Source organism: Streptomyces sp. NBC_01669 (assembly GCF_026339735.1).
Lineage (GTDB): Bacteria > Actinomycetota > Actinomycetes > Streptomycetales > Streptomycetaceae > Streptomyces > Streptomyces yanii.
Genome location: NZ_JAPEQG010000001.1, coordinates 1,890,063 through 1,908,646, shown reverse-complemented (window position 1 = coordinate 1,908,646; position 18,584 = coordinate 1,890,063). Strand labels below are relative to the sequence as shown.

At 71.0% G+C, this 18,584-nt stretch carries 12 protein-coding genes; 7 read left to right on the top strand and 5 right to left on the bottom strand.

What is annotated here, in order from left to right; all coding sequences use genetic code 11:
• Positions 1-17: 17 nt before the first annotated feature.
• On the bottom strand, positions 18-977 hold the full coding sequence (locus OG972_RS08360) for a polyphosphate kinase 2 family protein (RefSeq protein WP_266979695.1): 960 nt from the start codon (positions 975-977) through the stop codon (positions 18-20).
• Between the two features lie 342 nt (positions 978-1,319).
• On the opposite strand from OG972_RS08360, the gene OG972_RS08355 reads away from it, so the two are divergent.
• Positions 1,320-2,552 (top strand): DUF2254 family protein, encoded by a 1,233-nt coding sequence (locus OG972_RS08355; RefSeq protein WP_266979693.1) that lies wholly within the window; start codon positions 1,320-1,322, stop codon positions 2,550-2,552.
• Between the two features lie 120 nt (positions 2,553-2,672).
• Here the strand turns inward: OG972_RS08355 and OG972_RS08350 are convergent, their stop codons facing one another.
• Both OG972_RS08350 and OG972_RS08345 read right to left on the bottom strand, forming a co-directional pair.
• Positions 2,673-2,885: a DUF4287 domain-containing protein gene (locus OG972_RS08350; RefSeq protein ID WP_266979691.1), complete on the bottom strand. Its 213-nt coding sequence runs from the start codon at positions 2,883-2,885 to the stop codon at positions 2,673-2,675.
• Positions 2,886-2,959: 74 nt separating this feature from the next.
• Positions 2,960-3,979, bottom strand: coding sequence for a LacI family DNA-binding transcriptional regulator (locus OG972_RS08345; RefSeq protein WP_266979689.1), 1,020 nt, complete (start codon positions 3,977-3,979; stop codon positions 2,960-2,962).
• Between the two features lie 413 nt (positions 3,980-4,392).
• Between OG972_RS08345 and OG972_RS08340 the strand changes: the two genes are divergently transcribed.
• The 6 genes from OG972_RS08340 to OG972_RS08315 all read left to right on the top strand — a co-directional run bounded on the left by OG972_RS08340 (position 4,393) and on the right by OG972_RS08315 (position 13,479).
• A complete protein-coding gene (locus tag OG972_RS08340) occupies positions 4,393-5,688 on the top strand; it encodes a sugar ABC transporter substrate-binding protein (RefSeq protein ID WP_266979687.1) in 1,296 nt (431 codons plus the stop codon).
• A gap of 121 nt (positions 5,689-5,809) precedes the next feature.
• Positions 5,810-6,679, top strand: a complete 870-nt coding sequence (locus tag OG972_RS08335) for a carbohydrate ABC transporter permease (protein WP_266990346.1) — start codon at positions 5,810-5,812, stop codon at positions 6,677-6,679.
• Positions 6,676-7,536: a carbohydrate ABC transporter permease gene (locus OG972_RS08330; RefSeq protein ID WP_266979685.1), complete on the top strand. Its 861-nt coding sequence runs from the start codon at positions 6,676-6,678 to the stop codon at positions 7,534-7,536. Before OG972_RS08335 ends, OG972_RS08330 begins: the two co-directional genes overlap by 4 nt.
• A 46-nt stretch (positions 7,537-7,582) precedes the next feature.
• Positions 7,583-8,836 carry a glycosyl hydrolase gene (locus tag OG972_RS08325; protein ID WP_266979683.1) on the top strand — a complete coding sequence of 418 codons (1,254 nt, stop codon included), beginning with the start codon at positions 7,583-7,585 and terminating at the stop codon, positions 8,834-8,836.
• Positions 8,837-8,906: 70 nt separating this feature from the next.
• Positions 8,907-11,936 carry a glycoside hydrolase family 38 C-terminal domain-containing protein gene (locus OG972_RS08320; RefSeq protein ID WP_266979681.1) on the top strand — a complete coding sequence of 1,010 codons (3,030 nt, stop codon included), beginning with the start codon at positions 8,907-8,909 and terminating at the stop codon, positions 11,934-11,936.
• Between the two features lie 832 nt (positions 11,937-12,768).
• Complete coding sequence (locus tag OG972_RS08315; protein WP_266979679.1) at positions 12,769-13,479, top strand: response regulator transcription factor; 711 nt, start codon at positions 12,769-12,771, stop codon at positions 13,477-13,479.
• A 51-nt stretch (positions 13,480-13,530) separates the two neighbouring features.
• Here the strand turns inward: OG972_RS08315 and OG972_RS08310 are convergent, their stop codons facing one another.
• Positions 13,531-16,059: a LuxR C-terminal-related transcriptional regulator gene (locus tag OG972_RS08310; protein WP_266979677.1), complete on the bottom strand. Its 2,529-nt coding sequence runs from the start codon at positions 16,057-16,059 to the stop codon at positions 13,531-13,533.
• Positions 16,060-16,142: 83 nt separating this feature from the next.
• On the bottom strand, positions 16,143-18,467 hold the full coding sequence (locus OG972_RS08305; protein WP_266979675.1) for a LuxR C-terminal-related transcriptional regulator: 2,325 nt from the start codon (positions 18,465-18,467) through the stop codon (positions 16,143-16,145).
• Positions 18,468-18,584 lie beyond the last annotated feature (117 nt).

Below are 18,584 nucleotides of genomic sequence, written 5' to 3'. Positions count from 1 at the left end.
GCCGACAGGACAGTGCCCTAGGTGCCCTTCGCTCTCTTCGCCCGGCGCCGGCTTGCGTACGGGTCGGCCTGGGCTCCCCGGGGGGCCTCCTTCTCCAACTCCCGCCGGGCGCTGAGCAGGTCCTTTCGGGCCTCGTCCCCGATCGTGGGGTACTGGGGATCGATGTCCATCAGTGTGTGGGCGAGCACCGAGGCCGCGCAGATGCGCGCGAACCACTTCCGGTCCGCCGGTACGACGTACCAGGGCGCCCACTTCGTACTCGTGGCCGACAGCATCTCGGAGAACGCGAGCTGGTAGTCGTCCCACCGGCGGCGCTCCCGGACGTCGGCCGCGGAGAACTTCCAGTTCTTCTCGGGCAGGTCGATCCGCTTGAGGAAGCGGGTGCGCTGCTCCTCCTTGGAGAGGTTCAGGAAGATTTTCACCACCTTGAACCCGTTGTCGGTGAGGTAGCGCTCCCAGTCGTTGATCTCCCGGTAGCGGCGGTCCCAGATCTCCGTCCCCCGGACACACTGCGGCAGCCTCTGCCGGTCGAGAACCTCGGGGTGCACCCGTACGACGAGGACCTCCTCGTAGTGCGAGCGGTTGAAGATCGCGATGTCTCCGCGCGCGGGCAGCCGGCGGGCGTAGCGCCACAGGTAGTCATGGTCGAGTTCCTGGGCCGAGGGAACCTTGAAGCTGCTGACCTTCACGCCCTGCGGGTTCACCCCGCTCATGACGTGGCGGATCGTCCCGTCCTTGCCTCCGGCGTCGAGCGCCTGGAGGCAGAGCAGCACCCCGTACGTGTCCTGGGCGGCCAGCCGCATCTGGTACTCGGCCAGCAGCGACACGCCGGTACGGAGCAGTTCGACGCCCTGCCGCTTCTTCAGGTGCCCTTTGTAGCGGGGATCGAAGTCCTTGGCCAGATCCACCGTCGACCCCGGCTTCACGCGCAGCGGCTCGATGAACGTCGCGATGCGCTCGGCCCACGTGTCCGCCATCGCCGGCCAGCCCCTCTCTCCGGTCACGGCCGGCGCTGCCGGCCGCCGCGATCGCGGCCCGCGACCATCGGCTCCTTCCCCAGCAGCAGCCGAGCCGGCTCTGCGAGGGCGGTATCGACCAGGCTCCGCCGTCCGGGAGGTCGGAGCAACCGCACCGCAGCCGTTCGCCTGAACCGGCGCACGTTCCACCGGAGGAGCGTCCCGATCCCTGAGCCGGTGGCAGTGCCGAAGACGGGCGTGGCAGGTCCGTTCGGCCGCATGGCGGCATGGTGTCTTGCCAGGCGCCGTCCGTGGTCCGAGCGTGTCATTTCCTTGCGACCATGCCCTCGATCGGAGATCACCGTGGACGTCCCCCCTCCGGCATCGTTCGGTTCGGATCAGTCGGCCGAGCGTGTCGTACGTCCACGGCGCGCGTTGCGTGCCGGGAGCGCCCAAGCGGTGGCCGCGGCGGCGGGGCTCGTGCTGGGGATGGCCCTGCCGAGGATCGACGGCGGCTACCAGGTGGCCTCCGACCGGGCGGTGGACGTGCTGAAGGTCGTCGGTCTGGGGGTGCTGAGCGTCGCCACGCTGATCTTCTCGCTGCTGTTCCTGGTGGTGCAGTGGGCGGCCGGGAACTTCAGTCATCGGCTGGCCCTGTTCCGGTCCGACCCGGCGGTGTGGCGCGTCTTCGCCTTCGTGGTCGGGCTGCTGGTCTTCGCGGTCACCGCGATTCTGGCCATCGGTTCCGAGCCGACTGTGTCGGTGACCGTTCCCACCGCGACCCTGGTCCTGTCGGCCGCGGCTCTGGTGCTGGTTCGGCGGCTGCAGCTCGGTGCCCTTCGGTCCATCCAGCTCGCCCACGTCCTCACCGATGTACGCGACCGGGGACGCAAGGTGCTGCGCACCTTCTATCCGCCTGCGGGCACTGGACCCCGGGCGGCAGAGGAGGGGGACGGGCCCCGACGCCTGCCCGAGGTGACGTCGAGTGTCGTGTGGCCGCGCGGTGCCGTCGTTGTCGGGCAGGTGGACCTGCGGAGGCTGGTGCGGGTGGCTGCGTCGGCCGATGCGGTCATCGTGCTGAGGGTGCCGGTCGGGGCCACGCTTTACGCAGGCGACGTCGTGGCGGAGGTGCGCGGCCGGCGGGTCCCCGGCGACCAGGTGCTGCGGTCGGTGGTCGCGGGGGTCGAGCGCACGTTCCACCAGGATCCGATGCTTGCCTTCCGGCTGCTGTCCGACATCGGGTTGCGTGCGCTCTCCTCGGCGATCAACGACCCGGCGACCGCTGTGCAGGTTCTCGATGCCACGGAAGACCTGCTGCGCTACCTCACCTCGGCGGACCTTGGCGCCCGGTCGATCGCCGGGGGCGATGGCTCTGTGCGTGTGGTGCTGTGCCTGCCGTCCTGGGACGAGTTCATCCGTGTCGGGATCGACGACATGCTCTGCGCGGCCTCCAACTCGCCGATGGTGCTGTCCCGCATTCGGGCGCTGCTGAGCAGGCTGCGGAACACAGCACCGGAGCCGTGCCGTCGGTCCATCGAGGAGCGGCTGGCGTGGATCGAGCGGGAGTTCACCGACAAGCACCCGCCCTTCAGTTGAGGTGCTGTGGGCGCGCCCGCAGCCGAGTGTGCACGCGAGAACGAAATCACCGCACCTGTGGCGCGGCGGCTCGTGGCCGCCAGCCGTGATCACGGAGGCGACCCGGCGATCACGGCGCCGCTACTTGCCCTTGTCCTCCGCGAGGGTGTGCGCGACGAGGGCGTTGGCGTGGCCGTGGCCGAGGCCGTGCTCGGCCTTGAGCCAGGAGACCAGCTCCATGTGCTTGGTCAGGGGCGAGGACCGAATGAGGTCCTTCCACTCCGGGATCGGCCGGCCGTACGTCTTCTCGATCGACGGGAAGTAGCTGGCGGGGCCCTTCACGGCTTCAGTCATGACCGCAGTCTGCCACGGCGCACCGGCCGTTGCCGGATGCCGGGAAGAGTGCTGCCGGACGGGGTGTGGTTCCGTCAACCGCCGTGCGCCGGGGCCGTACTTCCGCGTTCGATCAGCCCGGGCAGCGGTACCTGTACGGTGCGGGCCGCGCCGCCGTCCAGCAGCGCGGTCAGCTCCCGTGCGGCGATGCGCCCGAACGCGACCGTGTCCCGGGACAGCGCGGTCAGCCACGGGGCCGTCAGCCTGCACAGCGCGGAGTCCTCCCACGACACGACCGACACGTCGCGGGGGACCGAGATGCCGAGCCCCGCGATGACGGCGATCCCTGCCGCGGCCATCACATCGTTGTCGTAGATGATCGCGGTCGGCGGGACGGACTGTTCCAGCACCCGGCGGGTGACAGCCGCCCCCTCCGTATCGGAGTAGTCCGTGGTCACCGAATGGGCCTCGGCCAGCCCACGCCGGTCCGCCTCGATGCGCAGGGAGCGGATGCGCCGGTCGGTGTGGGCGAGCGTGGGCAGGCCCGCGATGTGCACGATGCGCCGGTGCCCCAGCTCGTGCAGCCGGCCCACGATCGCCGCCATGGCAGCCGCATCGTCCGCGCGCACCTGGGAGAGGCCCGGGTGCGGACCGGTGTCGCTGCCGGGGAGCGCCCCGATGACGACTCCGGGCAGCCCGAGCTCGTCCAGCAGTTCGGCACGCGGGTCGTCCGTCCGCGGATCGACGACCAGCACCCCGTCGACCCGGTGCTCCGCCCACCACCGCCGGTAAACGGCGCACTCGGCGGTTACGTCCTCCACCACCTGGAAGAGCAGGCCGAGTTGGCGCTCGGCCAGCACCTCCTGAATGCCCGAGATCAGCTGCAGGAAGAACGAGTCCACACCCAGACTCGCCGCGGGGCGAGCCACGACGAGGCCCACGGTGGCCGATCCCTCGCCCGACAGTGCGCGGGCGGCAGTGCTCGGCCGCCAGCCCAGCTGTTCGGCGACGCGCCGGATGCGGTCCCGGGTGATTTCCGAGACGCCGGGGCGGTCGTTGAGGGCGAAGGACACGGCGCTCTCGGACACTCCGGCGCGCTGGGCGATGTCCTTCATGGTCGGCCGTCGCGCAGGTGTGCGCCGGGTCGGTGGAGTCTCCCCGCCCGGCGGCCCCTTCGGTGTCACCCGGTCTGCCCTCTCCCTGCGTTCCGCATGCTCCTCGAGGGGCGCGGTGCTCGCTCCTCCCCGGGGCATCCTAAGCCTTCCGACGGCACTGGTCGAACGAAGTCCACCAGCGACTAAAGCGCTTGAGTTCCATGGCCCTAAAGCGCATTAGTCAAACATCGTCAATACCTGTAAACACCGCTCTGACCTGCATGGATGGCGAAAGTTGGCGTAACTTCAATCGAATGTATTGACTTTGCGCCGCGTGCATTGGAAGGTCTGCTGGGCGTACGCAGCCGGTGAGTCCACCACGGACCCGGCGCGTCCCGTCCGCACGCCTGGTCCGAGCAAAGGAGCCGTTCACCGTGCGCATTTCCCGCAGAGCAGTCGCCGCTGCCGCCGTTGTCGCCGCCGTCCTCCCGCTGAGCGCCTGTGGAGGTGGAACCGGGGACTCGTCCGGCGGGTCCGGCAAAGTCGAGGGCAAGGTACAGGGCAGGATCACCTTCCAGACCTGGAACCTTCAGGCCAACTTCAAGCCGTACTTCACCGGGCTGATCGCGGACTTCGAGAAGAAGTACCCGGGCGCCGAGGTCAAGTGGGTCGACCGGCCCGCCGAGGGCTACGCGGACAAGATCAGCGCCGACGCGGCCGGCGGCACCCTGCCGGACGTCGTCAATGTCTCGCCCGACCTGGTCGCACCGCTGGCCAAGGCGGGGATCGCGCTGGACCTCGACAAGGCGGCGTCGAAGTACCGCAAGGAGTACCTCCCCGGCGCCTGGCAGAGCCACCGGATACCGGGCATGGAAGGGACGTACGCCTTCCCCTGGTACCTCAACACCGGCCCGCTGTTCTACAACAAGACCCTCTTCAAGGAGGCCGGACTCGACCCGGAGAAGCCGCCGACCACATACGACGAACTCTTCGACTCCGGTCTGAAACTGGCCGGGCAGAGCAAGGGCAAGGTCGCCACGCTGGCGAACGTACCCACCATCGAGGACTTCGGCCGGTACGGCGGACAGCTGACGAACGAGGACGGTACGGGCTTCGCCTTCAATGACGCCAAGGGCATCGAACTGCTCACGCGCTACAAGGAGTTGTACGACGCCAAGGCGCTCGACCCGCAGGCCCTGACCGCGACCCCTGAGTCGTCCGGCCACAAGTTCCTCACCGGCTCCGTGGCGATGAATCCCGGTAGCGCGCTGGATCTGGAGAACTTCAAGAAGCAGGCGCCGAGTCTCTACAAGAACATCGGGATCACCGACCAGATCAGCAGCACCGGCAAGGCCAACATGTACGTCATGGGCGTGATGGTGAACGCGCAGACGAAGCAGAAGCCCGCGGCCGTGGCCTTCGCGCACTATGTGACCGACGCGACCCGCCAGATGGAGTTCGCGAAGCAGGTCGCCATCTTCCCGAGCACCGCAGGATCCCTCGACGACCCGTACTTCACCGAGGAGGACGGCACCGACGTGACGCGCGTCCGGGTAGCCGCCGCCAAGTCCCTGAAGACGGCGGTCAATTACACGCCCGTCCTCTTCAGTGACCAGATGAAGACCGAGCTGCGGAATCAGATCGCGAAGGCCCTGCAGGGGAAGCAGAGCCCCAAGGAAGCTCTTGACAACGCTGTCAAGGCCTGTGACCGGCTCCTGCAGCAGAGCTGAGTCCCTCGTGAAGACCCCCGTCGTGCCATCGCCCACCGATTCCCCGCCGCGCAGGGACACCGTCGCAGCGGTTCCGGCGGCCCGGCGCACACGCTCCGGCCCCGGCAGGTCCGGCCACCGGATCAGTCGTCATCTGCCCTTCAGTCCCTGGCTGTTCGCGGCTCCCGGACTGCTCGTCGTCGGTACCTTCAGTCTGTTCCCGTTCTTCAGCACGCTGGTCAACGCATTCACCGACCGCCGGACGCTGATGCCCGGGAAGTTCGTCGGCCTGGCGAACTTCCGGGAGCTGATCCATGACGACATGTTCTGGACCGGGCTGCGGAACAGCACGCTGTACGTCCTCGGCGTCGTCCCGGCCCTCGTCATCCTGCCGCTGCTGCTGGCGATGCTCGTCCAGCGGCACATCCCCGGCATAGCCTTCTTCCGCTCCGCGTTCTACACCCCCGTCGTCGCCTCCATCGTCGTCGTCGGTCTGATCTGGGTGTGGATGCTGGACGACCGGGGGCTGATCAACGCGGTGCTGGAGGCCGTGGGGATCGGCAAGGTCGGCTTCCTCAGCGACCAGTGGTTGTTGCTGTTCAGCGCGATGACGGTCACGGTCTGGAAAGGCCTCGGCTACTACATGATCATCTATCTGGCCGCGCTGGCCAATGTCCCCCGGGAACTCCACGAAGCGGCGTCCGTGGACGGTGCCGGAGCCGTACGCCGCTTCTTCACCGTGACCGTCCCCGCCGTCCGCTCCACCATGGTCCTCGTCGGGGCACTGGCCTCGGTCGCCGCCTTCAAGGTGTTCTCCGAGGTCTATCTGATGGCCGGACCCTCCGGCGGCCCGGCCGGCGAGGACACCACCCTGGTGATGCTCGTCCAGCGCGTGGGCACCGGACTGACCGGGCGGGTCGGCTATGCCTCGGCCATCTCCGTCGTCATCTTCGTCGTGACGGTCGCCCTGATGCTCCTGGTGCTCCGCGCCGACCGCAAGGAGGACGCGTGAGCATCCTGACCATCACCGACGCCGAGGGACGCCGCATCCCGGCCTGGCGGCTCCTGCTCCGCTACGTCCTGCTGCTCGCCGTACTCGCACTGACCGTCGGACCGTTCCTCTGGCAGCTCTCGACCTCGCTCAAGGGGCCCGGCGAGGACATCTTCAGCTCGCCGCCGAGCTTCCTGCCCGGCCATCCGACGCTGGACAACTATGCACGGGTCGCCGACACCATCCCGGTCTGGGACTACGCGCTGAACTCCCTCAAGGTGGCCACCGCCAATGTGGTGACCAACTGTGTCGGTTCCGCCCTGGCCGGCTACGCGCTGGCCAGGATGCGGTACCGGGGGCGGAGGGCCGCGACGCTGGCGTTTGTCCTCGCCATGCTCGTGCCCGTCGAGGGCATCATCATCGCCCAGTTCACCACCATGCGTGAGCTCGGTCTGAACAACACCCTGATCGGTGTGCTGCTGCCGGGCTCCGTCGCCGCGATGAACGTCCTGCTGATGCGCAACGCCTTCCTCAACCTCCCGCACGAAGTGGAGGAGGCGGCGTTCGTCGACGGCGCCAATGTCTGGCAGAGGTTCCTCTGGATCGCCCTGCCCTCGGTCAGAGGCACCCTCGCGGTCGTCGCGATCTTCGCCTTCATGGGGGCGTGGGACGACTTCCTGTGGCCGTTGATCGTGCTCAGCGACCCGGGGAACTTCACCCTGACCATCGGACTGAACTATCTGCACGGAACCTTCGCCAACGACGAACGGCTCGTCGCCGCGGGCACGATCATTGCCGTGCTCCCGCTCATCGTGCTCTTCGCCTGCCTGCAGCGCTTCTTCTTCCGAGGCGTCGGCGAAGGCGCCGTCAAGGGCTGACCCCGAGCCGCCACCCCGCACCAAAGAACCAGGACACCCGTACCGTATGCCTCACTCCCCGCTGCGCTTCGGCGTCAACTACACGCCCAGCCAGGGCTGGTTCCACCACTGGCTGGACTTCGACCTCGACGCGGTCCGCGCCGACCTGGACTCGATCGCCGTACTCGGCCTCGACCACGTCCGAGTCTTCCCGCTCTGGCCGCTCTTCCAGCCCAACCGCACCCTGATCCGGCCACGCGCCGTCGAACAGCTCGTCCAGCTCGTCGACGCCGCAGCCGAGCGCGGCCTCGACGTCAACGTGGACGGACTGCAGGGCCACCTGTCGAGCTTCGACTTCCTGCCCGCGTGGACGCAGACCTGGCACCGACGGAACATCTTCACCGATCCGGACGTGGTGGCGGGCCAGGCCGCGTACCTGCGCACGCTCGCCGCCGCCCTCGCCGACCGCCCCAATTTCATCGGGATGACGCTGGGCAACGAGATCAACCAGTTCTCAGGCCCTCCGCACCCCGACCCCGACCCCATCACCCCGGCTCAGGCGGGAAGCTGGCTGCGCACCCTGCTCGACGCCTGCGAGGAGGGGGCGCCCGGCAAGCTGCATCTGCATGCCGAGTACGACGCCGCCTGGTACCAGGACGACCACGCGTTCACCCCCGCCCACGCCGCCCGGATCGGCGCCGTCACCGCCGTGCACTCCTGGGTCTTCAACGGCACCGCCCAACGGCACGGCCGCACCGGTACCGCCACCGAGCACCACGCCGCTTACCTGATCGAACTGTCCAAGGCGTGGGCCGTCGACCCGCACCGGCCGGTCTGGCTGCAGGAGGTCGGCGCCCCCTCCCCGCTCATCCCCGCGGAGCACGCAGCCGCGTTCACCGAGGCGACCGTTGCGAACGCGCTGGACTGCGAGGACGTGTGGGGTGTCACCTGGTGGTGCTCCCACGACGTGTCCCGCTCTCTGGCCGACTTCCCCGAACTCGAATACGGGTTGGGCCTGTTGACCAACGACCGGCAGGTGAAACCGGCGGGGGAAGCCATCGCCCGGATGGTCGAGGAGCAGCGGGGGGTAGCCGCCCGGCCGACTCCCCGCACCACGGCCCTCGTGGTCGACACCGGCGACGACGAGACCGCACCCCGTCGTTCGACGTGCGCCCCCGGTGGCGCGTTCTTCGAGGCGTTCGCCCGGCTGACCGCGGACGGGGTCCGGCCCACGGCCGTCCTCGCGAGCCAGGCCGGGAACACGGAGCACCTGGCCGCGCGCGGCATCACCGACGTCCTCACCCCGGACCAGGTCCGCTGACCCCGCCCGGTGCACCCCGCGCACCCGGCATCCGCCCCACCCGCCCCCACCTCACGACGGAGCCACCCTCATGCATGACGACCGCAGCCTGGTCGAAGCCCGCCTCAAGCGCGTCCTCGACGAGCGCATCCGGCCGGCCGTATACCCGGAGTCCGTACCACTGGACGTCGCGGTCCTGACCGTGCCGGGCGAGCCCGTACCGGTTGCCGAGGGCCTCGCCGGCCCGACCGTGCCGATCGCGGTCGGCGACCGGTGGGGCGCACCCTGGGGCACCAGCTGGTTCCGGGTCTCCGGGACCGTTCCACAGGCGTGGGCGGGCCGCACGGTCGAGGCGCTCCTCGACCTCGGCTTCGACGAGAACATGCCCGGCTTCCAGTGCGAGGGCCTTGTCTACCGCCCCGACGGCACCCCGGTGAAGGGCCTCAACCCGCGCAATCAGTGGGTACGCGTCGGAGCCCCTGTCGCAGGTGGCGAGGAGGTGCTGCTGCACATCGAGGCCGCCTCCAACCCGGTCATCCTCGACTACCACCCCTTCCTGCCGACGCGGCTCGGCGACAAGGAGACCGCGGGCAGCGAACCGCAGTACACCCTCGCCCGGATGGATCTCGCCGTCTTCGACGAGAACGTGTGGAACCTCGTCCAGGACCTGGAGGTGCTGGGCGAGCTGATGCAGGAACTTCCCGTCGACGGCGCCCGCCGCTGGGACCTTCTGCGGGCGATCGGCCGCGCCCTCGACGCGGTCGATCTGCAGGACGTGAACGGCACCGCGGCCGCCGCCCGCGCCGAGCTCGTCGACGTCCTCGCGACCCCCGCCGAGCCGTCCGCGCACCGCATCAGCGCCGTCGGCCACGCTCACATCGACTCCGCCTGGCTGTGGCCGCTGCGCGAGACGGTCCGCAAGGTCGCCCGTACGACGTCCAACATGACCGCTCTCCTGGAGGACGAGCCCGACTTCGTCTTCGCGATGTCGCAGGCCCAGCAGTTCGCCTGGATCAAGGAACACCGCCCCGAGGTCTACGCCAAGGTCAAGAAGGCTGTGGCGGACGGGCGATTCGTGCCGTCCGGCGGCATGTGGGTCGAATCCGACACGAACATGCCGGGCTCCGAGGCGATGGCCCGTCAGTTCGTGCACGGTAAGCGGTTCTTCCTCGACGAGTTCGGCATCGAGAACGACGAGGCGTGGCTGCCCGACACGTTCGGATTCGCGGCGGGCCTGCCGCAGATCATCAAAGCGGCGGGCTCCAAGTGGCTCCTCACGCAGAAGATCTCGTGGAGCCAGACCAACAAGTTCCCCCACCACACCTTCCAATGGGAGGGCATCGACGGCACCCGGATCTTCACCCACTTCCCGCCCGTCGACACCTACAACTGCTCGATGAAGGGCAGCGAGATCGCCCACGCGGCGAAGAACTTCAAGGACAAGGGCGTCGCCCAGCACTCCCTCGCGCCGTCCGGCTGGGGGGACGGCGGCGGCGGCACCACCCGCGAGATGATCGCCAAGGCGGCCAGGATGCGCAGCCTCGAAGGTTCGGCGACCGTGACGTGGGAGACCCCCACCGACTTCTTCACCAAGGCGGAGGCGGAGTACCCGAACGCGCCCGTGTGGGTCGGTGAACTCTACCTGGAGCTGCACCGCGCCACCCTCACCAGTCAGGCGAAGACCAAGCAGGGCAACCGGCGCAGCGAGCACCTGCTGCGCGAGGCCGAGATGTGGGCCGCCACCGCCGCCGTGAGGACCGGTTTCCCTTATCCGTACGAGGAGTTGGACCGGATCTGGAAGACAGTGCTGCTGCACCAGTTCCACGACATCCTGCCCGGCTCCTCGATCGCCTGGGTCCACCGCGAGGCCGAGAAGACCTACGCGGCCGTCGCCGAGGAACTGAACGCCATCGTGGACGCGGCGCAGCGGGCCCTGGCCGGCGACACCGCGGCGGGAGGGACGCTCCTCTTCAACTCCGCACCGCACCTGCGCGGCGGCATCCCGGCCGGTGGCGCCGCAACCGTCACCGCAGGCAGCGGCGGACGGCTCGCACCGCGCGAAGCCGGCGGTTACGTACTCGACAACGGCCTGCTGCAGGTCGAGATCGACGGTCGCGGCCTGGTGGTGTCCGCGTACGACATCGGCGCCGAGCGCGAGACCGTGGCGCCCGGCCGGGCGGCCAACCTGCTGCAGATCCACCCCGACTTCCCGAACATGTGGGACGCGTGGGACGTCGACGCGTTCTACCGCAACACCGTCACCGACCTGACGGACCTGGACGACCTCACCCCGGTCGAGGAGGACGGATCGGTCGGCGTACGCATCGTCCGCAGCTTCGGCGACTCGAAGGTCACCCAGCTTTTGACACTGGCCCCGGGCGTCAAGCGGCTCGACATCGACACCGAGGTCGACTGGCACGAGACGGAGAAGTTCCTCAAGGCCGCGTTCCCGCTGGACATCCATGCCGAGCGGTACGCCTCCGAGACGCAGTTCGGCCACTTCTACCGGGCCACCCACACCAACACCAGCTGGGAGGCAGCCAAGTTCGAGGCATGCAACCACCGCTTCGTCCACCTGGAGGAGCCGGGCTGGGGCGTCGCGCTCGTCAACGACTCGACGTACGGCCACGACGTGACCCGTACCGTCCGCGCCTCGACCGCCGGGACGACCACCACCGTCCGGGTGTCCCTGCTGCGTGCCCCGCGTTTCCCCGACCCCGAGACCGACCAGGGCGTGCACCGCTTCCGCCACGCGCTCGTGCCCGGCGCGACGATCGGCGACGCGGTCCGCGAGGGCTTCCGGATCAACCTGCCGGAGCGCCGGGTGGCCGGCGACCGCGCGGTGGCGCCCCTGGTGACCGTCGACAACGACGCGGTCGTCGTCAGCGCGGTGAAGCTGGCCGACGACGCGAGCGGCGATGTGGTCGTCCGGCTCTACGAGTCGACGGGTGGCCGCGCCAGGGTCCGGCTCGGTGCGGGATTCGAGCTCGGTGACCTCGCAGTGACCGACCTGCTGGAGCGCCCGCTGGCCGGGGCGACGGTACCGGAGCGGGCGGGCGACGGTGTACAGCTGACGCTGCGCCCGTTCGAGCTGATCACGCTGCGGTTCGGGCGCAGCTGACGCGTGCGGCTGACGCGTCGTCGCACAACCGCTGAGGGAATGGCCGGACTGCGGCGGAAAGCCATGAGCTTTCGCGTGAGTGCGCCGCAGGCCGGCCGGCCCCGTCCGCCCTTCCCGGTGCGGTCGGGCTCTCCGGGTGTTCTTGGTGCGGTCGGGGGACTCGTGGTGGCCGGGACAGCTGTCGGAGGCGACCGCGGAGACGTCTGATCCCGGTGTGCTCCAGCAGGTTCTCCAGGCGCCGGACGATCCGGGAGCGTTCCCGGGCGGCGGTCGTGCGGGCGCGAGTCAGGTCCCGCAGCGGGTGTTCGGGCGCGAACGAGGGACGGTCGTGCAGTACGTTCACGCTCCCGCTCCCTCCCCGTCGGTATGCCGTTGCGGGAGGACCAGGGTGAATCAGGAATGCTGACGCACGTGCTCACAGCAACACTCCATGGTTCCTGTGGACGGTCCCCAGCACCACGTCGGCCTGCGAGAGCACCGGCATCACTGAGGCATCGGTTTCGGCCGGAACGAACCCCATCAGCATCCAGGACCTACATCGGTCCACGGCAGGGCGGGCGGAAGCAACTCCGGTGCGCGCCACGGGATTTAATACGCCCCACGTGTACACCGAAGGTGTGTTTGGTCGCTGACGTCTTGTCACGTGCTCGTGACCGTATTGATCAGGAAGCTCTACGCGCATTGCGAAGGTGAGGCGACTGTCGGACTATTGCAACAGAACAGCCTGATGGGCAGCGTGCTCCGCCGAGCAATAATCGCCACTGTGTGCGAAGAACGGATTCCGGTTGGCCGAAAGACACCGGGCAGTCGGTTGGGTGGACGGGAGCGGCACATGAACACGTCGGGGTCGGTCAAGGTCGCGGTCGTGGCACGGGGAGAGGTGGCTCGTGGAGGGCTCGCCGCCATGCTGGCGGAGGCCGCCCACGTGGGCCAGTACTCCGTCTACGAACCCGAGGAGTTCACAGCGGCGGCCCCGGTGGACGCCATCCAGACGCTGGTCCTCTCCTGCGACGTGCTCGTGGTGTGGTGCGTGAACGCCTTCGGGACCGGTGAGGACGCCTGGGCGGCCGAACTGGCCGCGGTGGTCCGCAGGAACGGGATCCGTGTGGTGCTGATCCTGCCCGGCGCCGAAGTACAGCGAGTCGCGTCCGGCCAGGCCCTGCCCTGCGACGGCGTGCTGGACCAGGACGCCCTCACCACCGAGGGGCTGGACGACGCCCTGCGCAGGCTCGCCGACGGCGAGCGGCTGCTGCTTGAGCCGGCCACGTGGGTGCCGTCGTCGCGGTTCAGCGGCCAAGAGGCGCGGCCGCGCACGGAGCCGTCGATCGGGCTGCTCACCGAGCGCGAGAGACAGGTGCTGGAACTGCTCGTCGACGGGTTGAGCAACAAGCAGATCGGACAGGCGCTGGGGGTGTCCGAGCACGTCGCCAAGCGCAGCGTGGCGGTCGTACTGTCCAAGCTGAACTGTCCCAACCGCACCCAGGCCGTCGCGGTCGCCCTGCGCGAGGGGCTGGTGGGGACGGGTGAGTCACTGCGCACGTGATGGGCGGGACGCCACGCATGCGGGGCCCCGCCGCGCAGGTTGAAGGTCGAGTCAGCGCCGTCCGGACCCCGCGTGTCCCAGCATCTCGGTCAGATCGGTCCGGCCGGCGATGCCCAGCGTCCGGTAGCTGCTCGTCAGATGGAGCTCGACCGTGCGCAGGCTGACCGACAGCTTCTCGGCGATCGCCTTGTTCGACCACCCTTCGGCGGCGAGCAGCGCGACCCGCAGCTGAGCCGGGCTCAGCTGAGCCCGGCTCAGCCTGGGCAGCGAGGCGAACATGGCGACGACCTCCTGGACACGGGGGACCGGCCGCTCCCCGTCGGCACGCCCCGCCGCGACGGCCTCGTCCAGCAGACGCCGTCCCTCCGCAGGTCGACCGTCGTCGAGCAGGGCGGCGGACGTCTCCGCCGTCGCGCGCACATACCGTCTCCGGGCCGGCGAACCGGCGAGCACCCGCACCGCGGATTGCAGATGGGCGAGTGCCGGCAGGCCGGTGAGGGTGAGACCGGTCCAGAGGTGGACCGAACCGACCGTGCCCGGCGCGCTCCAGGCCCGGGCCTCCGCCAGGCTCTGGGCCGCCAGGCGCGCCGCGGCCGACGGGTCCACGGACGCCAGCGCCATGGCGAGATGTGAACGCCACGGCACGACGGCCGGGTTCGGGCAGCCGATGGCCAGCAGGATGCGGCCGCACTCGCGCAGGTGTGACGCCGCCTCGGCGGCGCGACCGGTGTGCAGACCGAGGAGGCCCCCGGCGAACAGCAACTGGCTCTCGCCGACGCCGTGTTCGTGCCGGTCCGGCAGGGCTCCCACCAGCGCGGACTCGGCGAGGTCCGGCCGTCCGTCGCCCAGGGCCACGAGTGCCTCCGTCGCTGCCAGCCGCGGCAGACTCCGGGGATGCCAGTGTGTGTGGGGCACTTCTGCCAGCGCCTCGGCCAGCCGGGCCCCGGCCTCGTCCGGATCGTCGGTCCGCAGGGCGAGTTCGGCCAGGCCCAGCAGAGCCTGCCCGATCGCGGGGCCCACCGCGTGCCGCCGGGCCTCGGCCTCGATCCGCCGCAGCTCGACCTGGGCGAGCGCCACGTCCTCGGTGACGGCGAGCACCCTCGCCGCGACCAGCCTGGGAGCGAACAGCCCGGCCTCTGCCCGCTCCAGCGCGGTGATGGCGAGCCGCCGGGCCCTGCCGATCTCCCGTCCCGCGAGACAGTGCCGCCAGGCGGCGGCCGCGGCCTCGGCCGCGTCGAGCGCGGGCCGCGATGCCCCGTCCCCGTGGTCAGGGACAGCCGACGCTTCGGCCGGGCCCCTCTCCAGAGCAAGTTCCCGCAGGCCGAGCAGGGTTCGCCGCTCCGATGCGGATGTCGTTCTCCGTGCCGCGGCCGAGTCGAGGGCCGCTGCCACGCTGCTTCCGCCGCCGCGCAGGAGCAGCAGGTCGGCGGCGAGCAGCCGGACTGCGGCGCCGTCCGGGCCGGACGTCTCCGTCAGCACACGCCGGAAGCCGCGGTCGGCCGCCTCGGGCCGCAGGGACAGTCGCGCCGTCGACAGCGCCAGCAGCACCTTCGCGCGCAGCTCACCCGACGCCCCGCGGTCCAGCGCTTGTTCGAGGAAGGCGACCGCGTCGGCTTCGTGCCCGGACCGCCGGGCGTGCACGCCCGCCGCGTACAGGGCAGCCGGCACCCACGGCTCGGCCGTGCGGGAATGCGCCACGAGCCGGCCGAGGACCGGCTCGGGTATCCCGTCCCCGCGCCCGAGCCGCACGGCGCGCTCATACAGATCGCGGCGCCGGCCGTCGTCCATGAGGCCCAGCACCCGGTCGGCCACCAGCGGTTCGTACAGCCGCGGGTGACCGACCTGGTCGAGCAGCCCGGTGCCGGCCAGCTCCGCACGGGCCCGCTCGCGCCACGGCGGAAGGATCCCTGCCAGTTCGCAGACCCGGTCGAAGGGGAGGTCGCCGTCCGCCACCGCGCTCGCCTCGACCAGCGCGACCGTCCGCCCAGACACACGGGCCAGAGTGTGGCGCACGTGACGCCTGCCCATCTGGTCGGCGAGCGCGGCGAATTCGTCCGGACCGGGCGCCGGCGCCGGCCACCACCGGAGAGCGGCGCACAGGACCGCCGGACTGCCGCCCGTCGCGGCCGTCGCGGCCGGCACGAGCGGACCGGCGGCCTCTTCGCCGTACGCTTCGACGAGCAGCACCCGCACGGCGTCGGCGCTCAGCGGGCGCAGGACCAGCTCGTATGCGGGCGGGCCGTCCGCACCGAGGACCGCCGAGTCCGTGCCGGCCGTCACCCGCAGCAGGGGCCGTCGTCCCGCGCAGCCGACGTCGTGCTCCTGACGGATCACGTCCTCGGCGTCGTCGACGAGGACCGCCAGCGGTGTGCCGGCCGGGCCGTACGCCGTCTGCGCCGACAGGTGCGACGCGATGTCGCGGAGCCGTCGCGGGCCGGCACGCCGGGCGTGTGGGGTGACGACGTGCAGTCCGGCCCCCCGGGCGAGCGAAGCCGCCTCGGCGAGCACGGCGGTGCGCCCGGTGCCCGGCCGTCCGTGCACGACGACGGTCGCCGCGCCGCCCTCCGCGACATGGCGCACGGCTCGCTCGAGCAGCGCCAGGTGGGCCGACCGCTCAAGGAGCCTCCCGGACGCGTCGGCCGGGCAGGGAGGGGGCGGCGGGCTCAACGTTCTTCGCCCGGCAGACGTGCCGATCCGTGCGCACCCGGCGACGCGAGCCCGTGCGCGAGGCCGGCGCGACCGGTGACGCCGAGCTTTCGGTACACGCTGGTCAGGTGGTACTCGATGGTGCGCACGGTCAGGCAGAGGGTGTCGGCGATGGCCCGGTTGGTCGCACCGGCCGCGGCCATCTCCGCGACGGGCCGCTCGGCCTTGCTGAGTGCCACCGACGCGGGCCGGCCACCCGCCGCCGCGAGCGCGACCCGTGCCTGACCGGCCACGGCGGTCAGGCCGCACCGCACGGCCGTCGCCCTGGCCGCGTGCAGCCGCCCGCGCGCGGCCTTTTCGTCACCGAGCCGCAACAGCGTCGTGCCGAGACGCATCTCCGCGAGCGCGCGGGAATGGTGGTCGGAGCTGTCCTGCAGCACCCGTACGCTCTCGGCGAGCAGTTCCACCCGGTCGGCGCCCGTGGCCACCATGCCCCGGGCCAGCAGACTCAGCCCTGTGCTGCGGGGCGTCGGCCACCGTTCGGCGAGGTGCCGACCGAGTTCGGCCCGTTCCGCCGCGTCGCCCGTCCGTCCCAGGGCCATGAGCAGTTCCGTGCTGTGCAGCCACCAGGTCGTGAACAGGGGGTTCTTGATGCCGGCGGCGGTGAGACCCGCCCCGCACTGCTCCATCAGCCGCAGGGCCTGCTCGGTCCGGCCCCGGCCGCGTTCGACGAGGGCCCTGGCCGTCAGGTGGAGGTGGTGTTCCCGGACGGAGCCGTCGAAGTCGTGGCCGTCGAGCCGACGCAGGACCGACTCGGACCGGTCGAGATCGCCGCGGGCCACCAGCGTCAGGGCGAGGCTGATGGGCGCCAGGCTGGTGCGCCCTGTCCGCTGCTGCTCTTCGGCGAGGCTGCTGGCGGCCAGCGCGGCTTCGACCGCGTCGTCCGCCCGGCCCGACTCCAGCAGCAGCAGCGCCCGGACCGACCCGGCGTGGCACTGGGCCCATGCCTCCTCGCGGCGCCGGCTGTCCGCGACGGTCCGGTCCAGGTGGCCGAGCGCGGTCGTGGTGTCGCCGGCCAGCGCGAGGACCTGGGCGGCGGCGACTCTCGCCCACGCGGCGCGCGGCCGGTCGGTTCGCAGGACCTCATGGGCGTCGGCGACCGCGGCGGCCGGGTCGGCGCCGGTCAGCGCGGTGCGCAGAGCGCGGGTGGCGAGCGCCAGGTCGTCCGTCGGACCGCCGCAGGAGAGGGGCGACGCGCACTCCCGCAGCTCGCGCAGCAGCTCGCCGAGCCCTTCGGGCGTGTCGGGCGTGCGATGCGTCATGAGCGCGGTGAGCCGGTGCTGCCCGGCGGCGAGCGCCCGGGTCGGCGGGTCGTCGGTGCGGGACAGCACGCCGTCGAGATGCTCCAGGGCGGCCGCAGGGTCGACATCGGTCAGCACGGCGGCCAGCTCCGCGCGGACGGCGAGGTCGTCGGGGGCGGACTCGTGGAGTTTGTGCAGATAGGTCGCGGCGGTCGCCGGGCGGTCGCGGCGCGCAGTGGCGGCCGCCTCCTTGAGCAGGGCTCTCATCCAGGGGCGGTCCAGCGCGCGGAGCCCCAGCAGCAGCTCGGCCACCTGTCCGGCCGGCCGTGCGGCGTCGTTGAGTATCTCGGCGGCCTGAGCGCGCAGTTGCTCGCCCTCTGCGTCGGGCAGTGCGGCCATCAGTGCGTCGAACTGTGGTGGCACGCACCGCGCGGGCATCCGCCTCGGGAGCAGCCCGAGATCCCGGGCCGCTTCCAGGAGCCGTCCGGTCACCTGGAGGGGAAGTCCGGCGAGGGGGCCGACGAGGTGGGGGTCGGTGCTGCGCAGCAGCACAGCCGCCCGGGCGACCCGGAGCAGCCGGGACTCGCGCCGGCCGAGGCCCTCCGCGTCCCTGGACGGCGGGGCGACACCGGCCGGCCAGAGGTCTGATCCATCGGTGACCGAGCAGCCGTCGCGCGTCATCAGTTCGTGGAACGCCGGCGCTGCGGGCGCCGGGACGCCGGGCGCCAGACTCAGCAGAACGGTCAGCGGCTCCTGGGCCGGGCCGCGCATCAGCCGGTCGATCCAACGGAGCGTGCCCTCGTCGCACCACTGGGCGTCGCCGACGGCGAGCACCAGCGGAGCCTGGGCCGTCGACTTCTCGACCAGCTTCAGGGCCGAGTGCCGTGTCCTGTGCGGGGGTAACGGCTCACTGCCGCGCAGGCCGAGCAGCCGCCGCAGTACGGCGTGCTCGGCGCCGGCCTCGTCGAGGCGGCAGTCGACGCGTCGCACGCTCGGCTCCCGCCCGCATACGTCGCCGATGTGACGCACGATCGCGTCCACGGGCCGGCTGTCGACGGACCCGAACATCACCACGCAGCGGGCGCCGGAGCGGCCGACGGGGATCCGGCAGGACGGGCGGTGCGTGGGCGGGGACCGGTCGAAGGCGGTGCCGGCAGG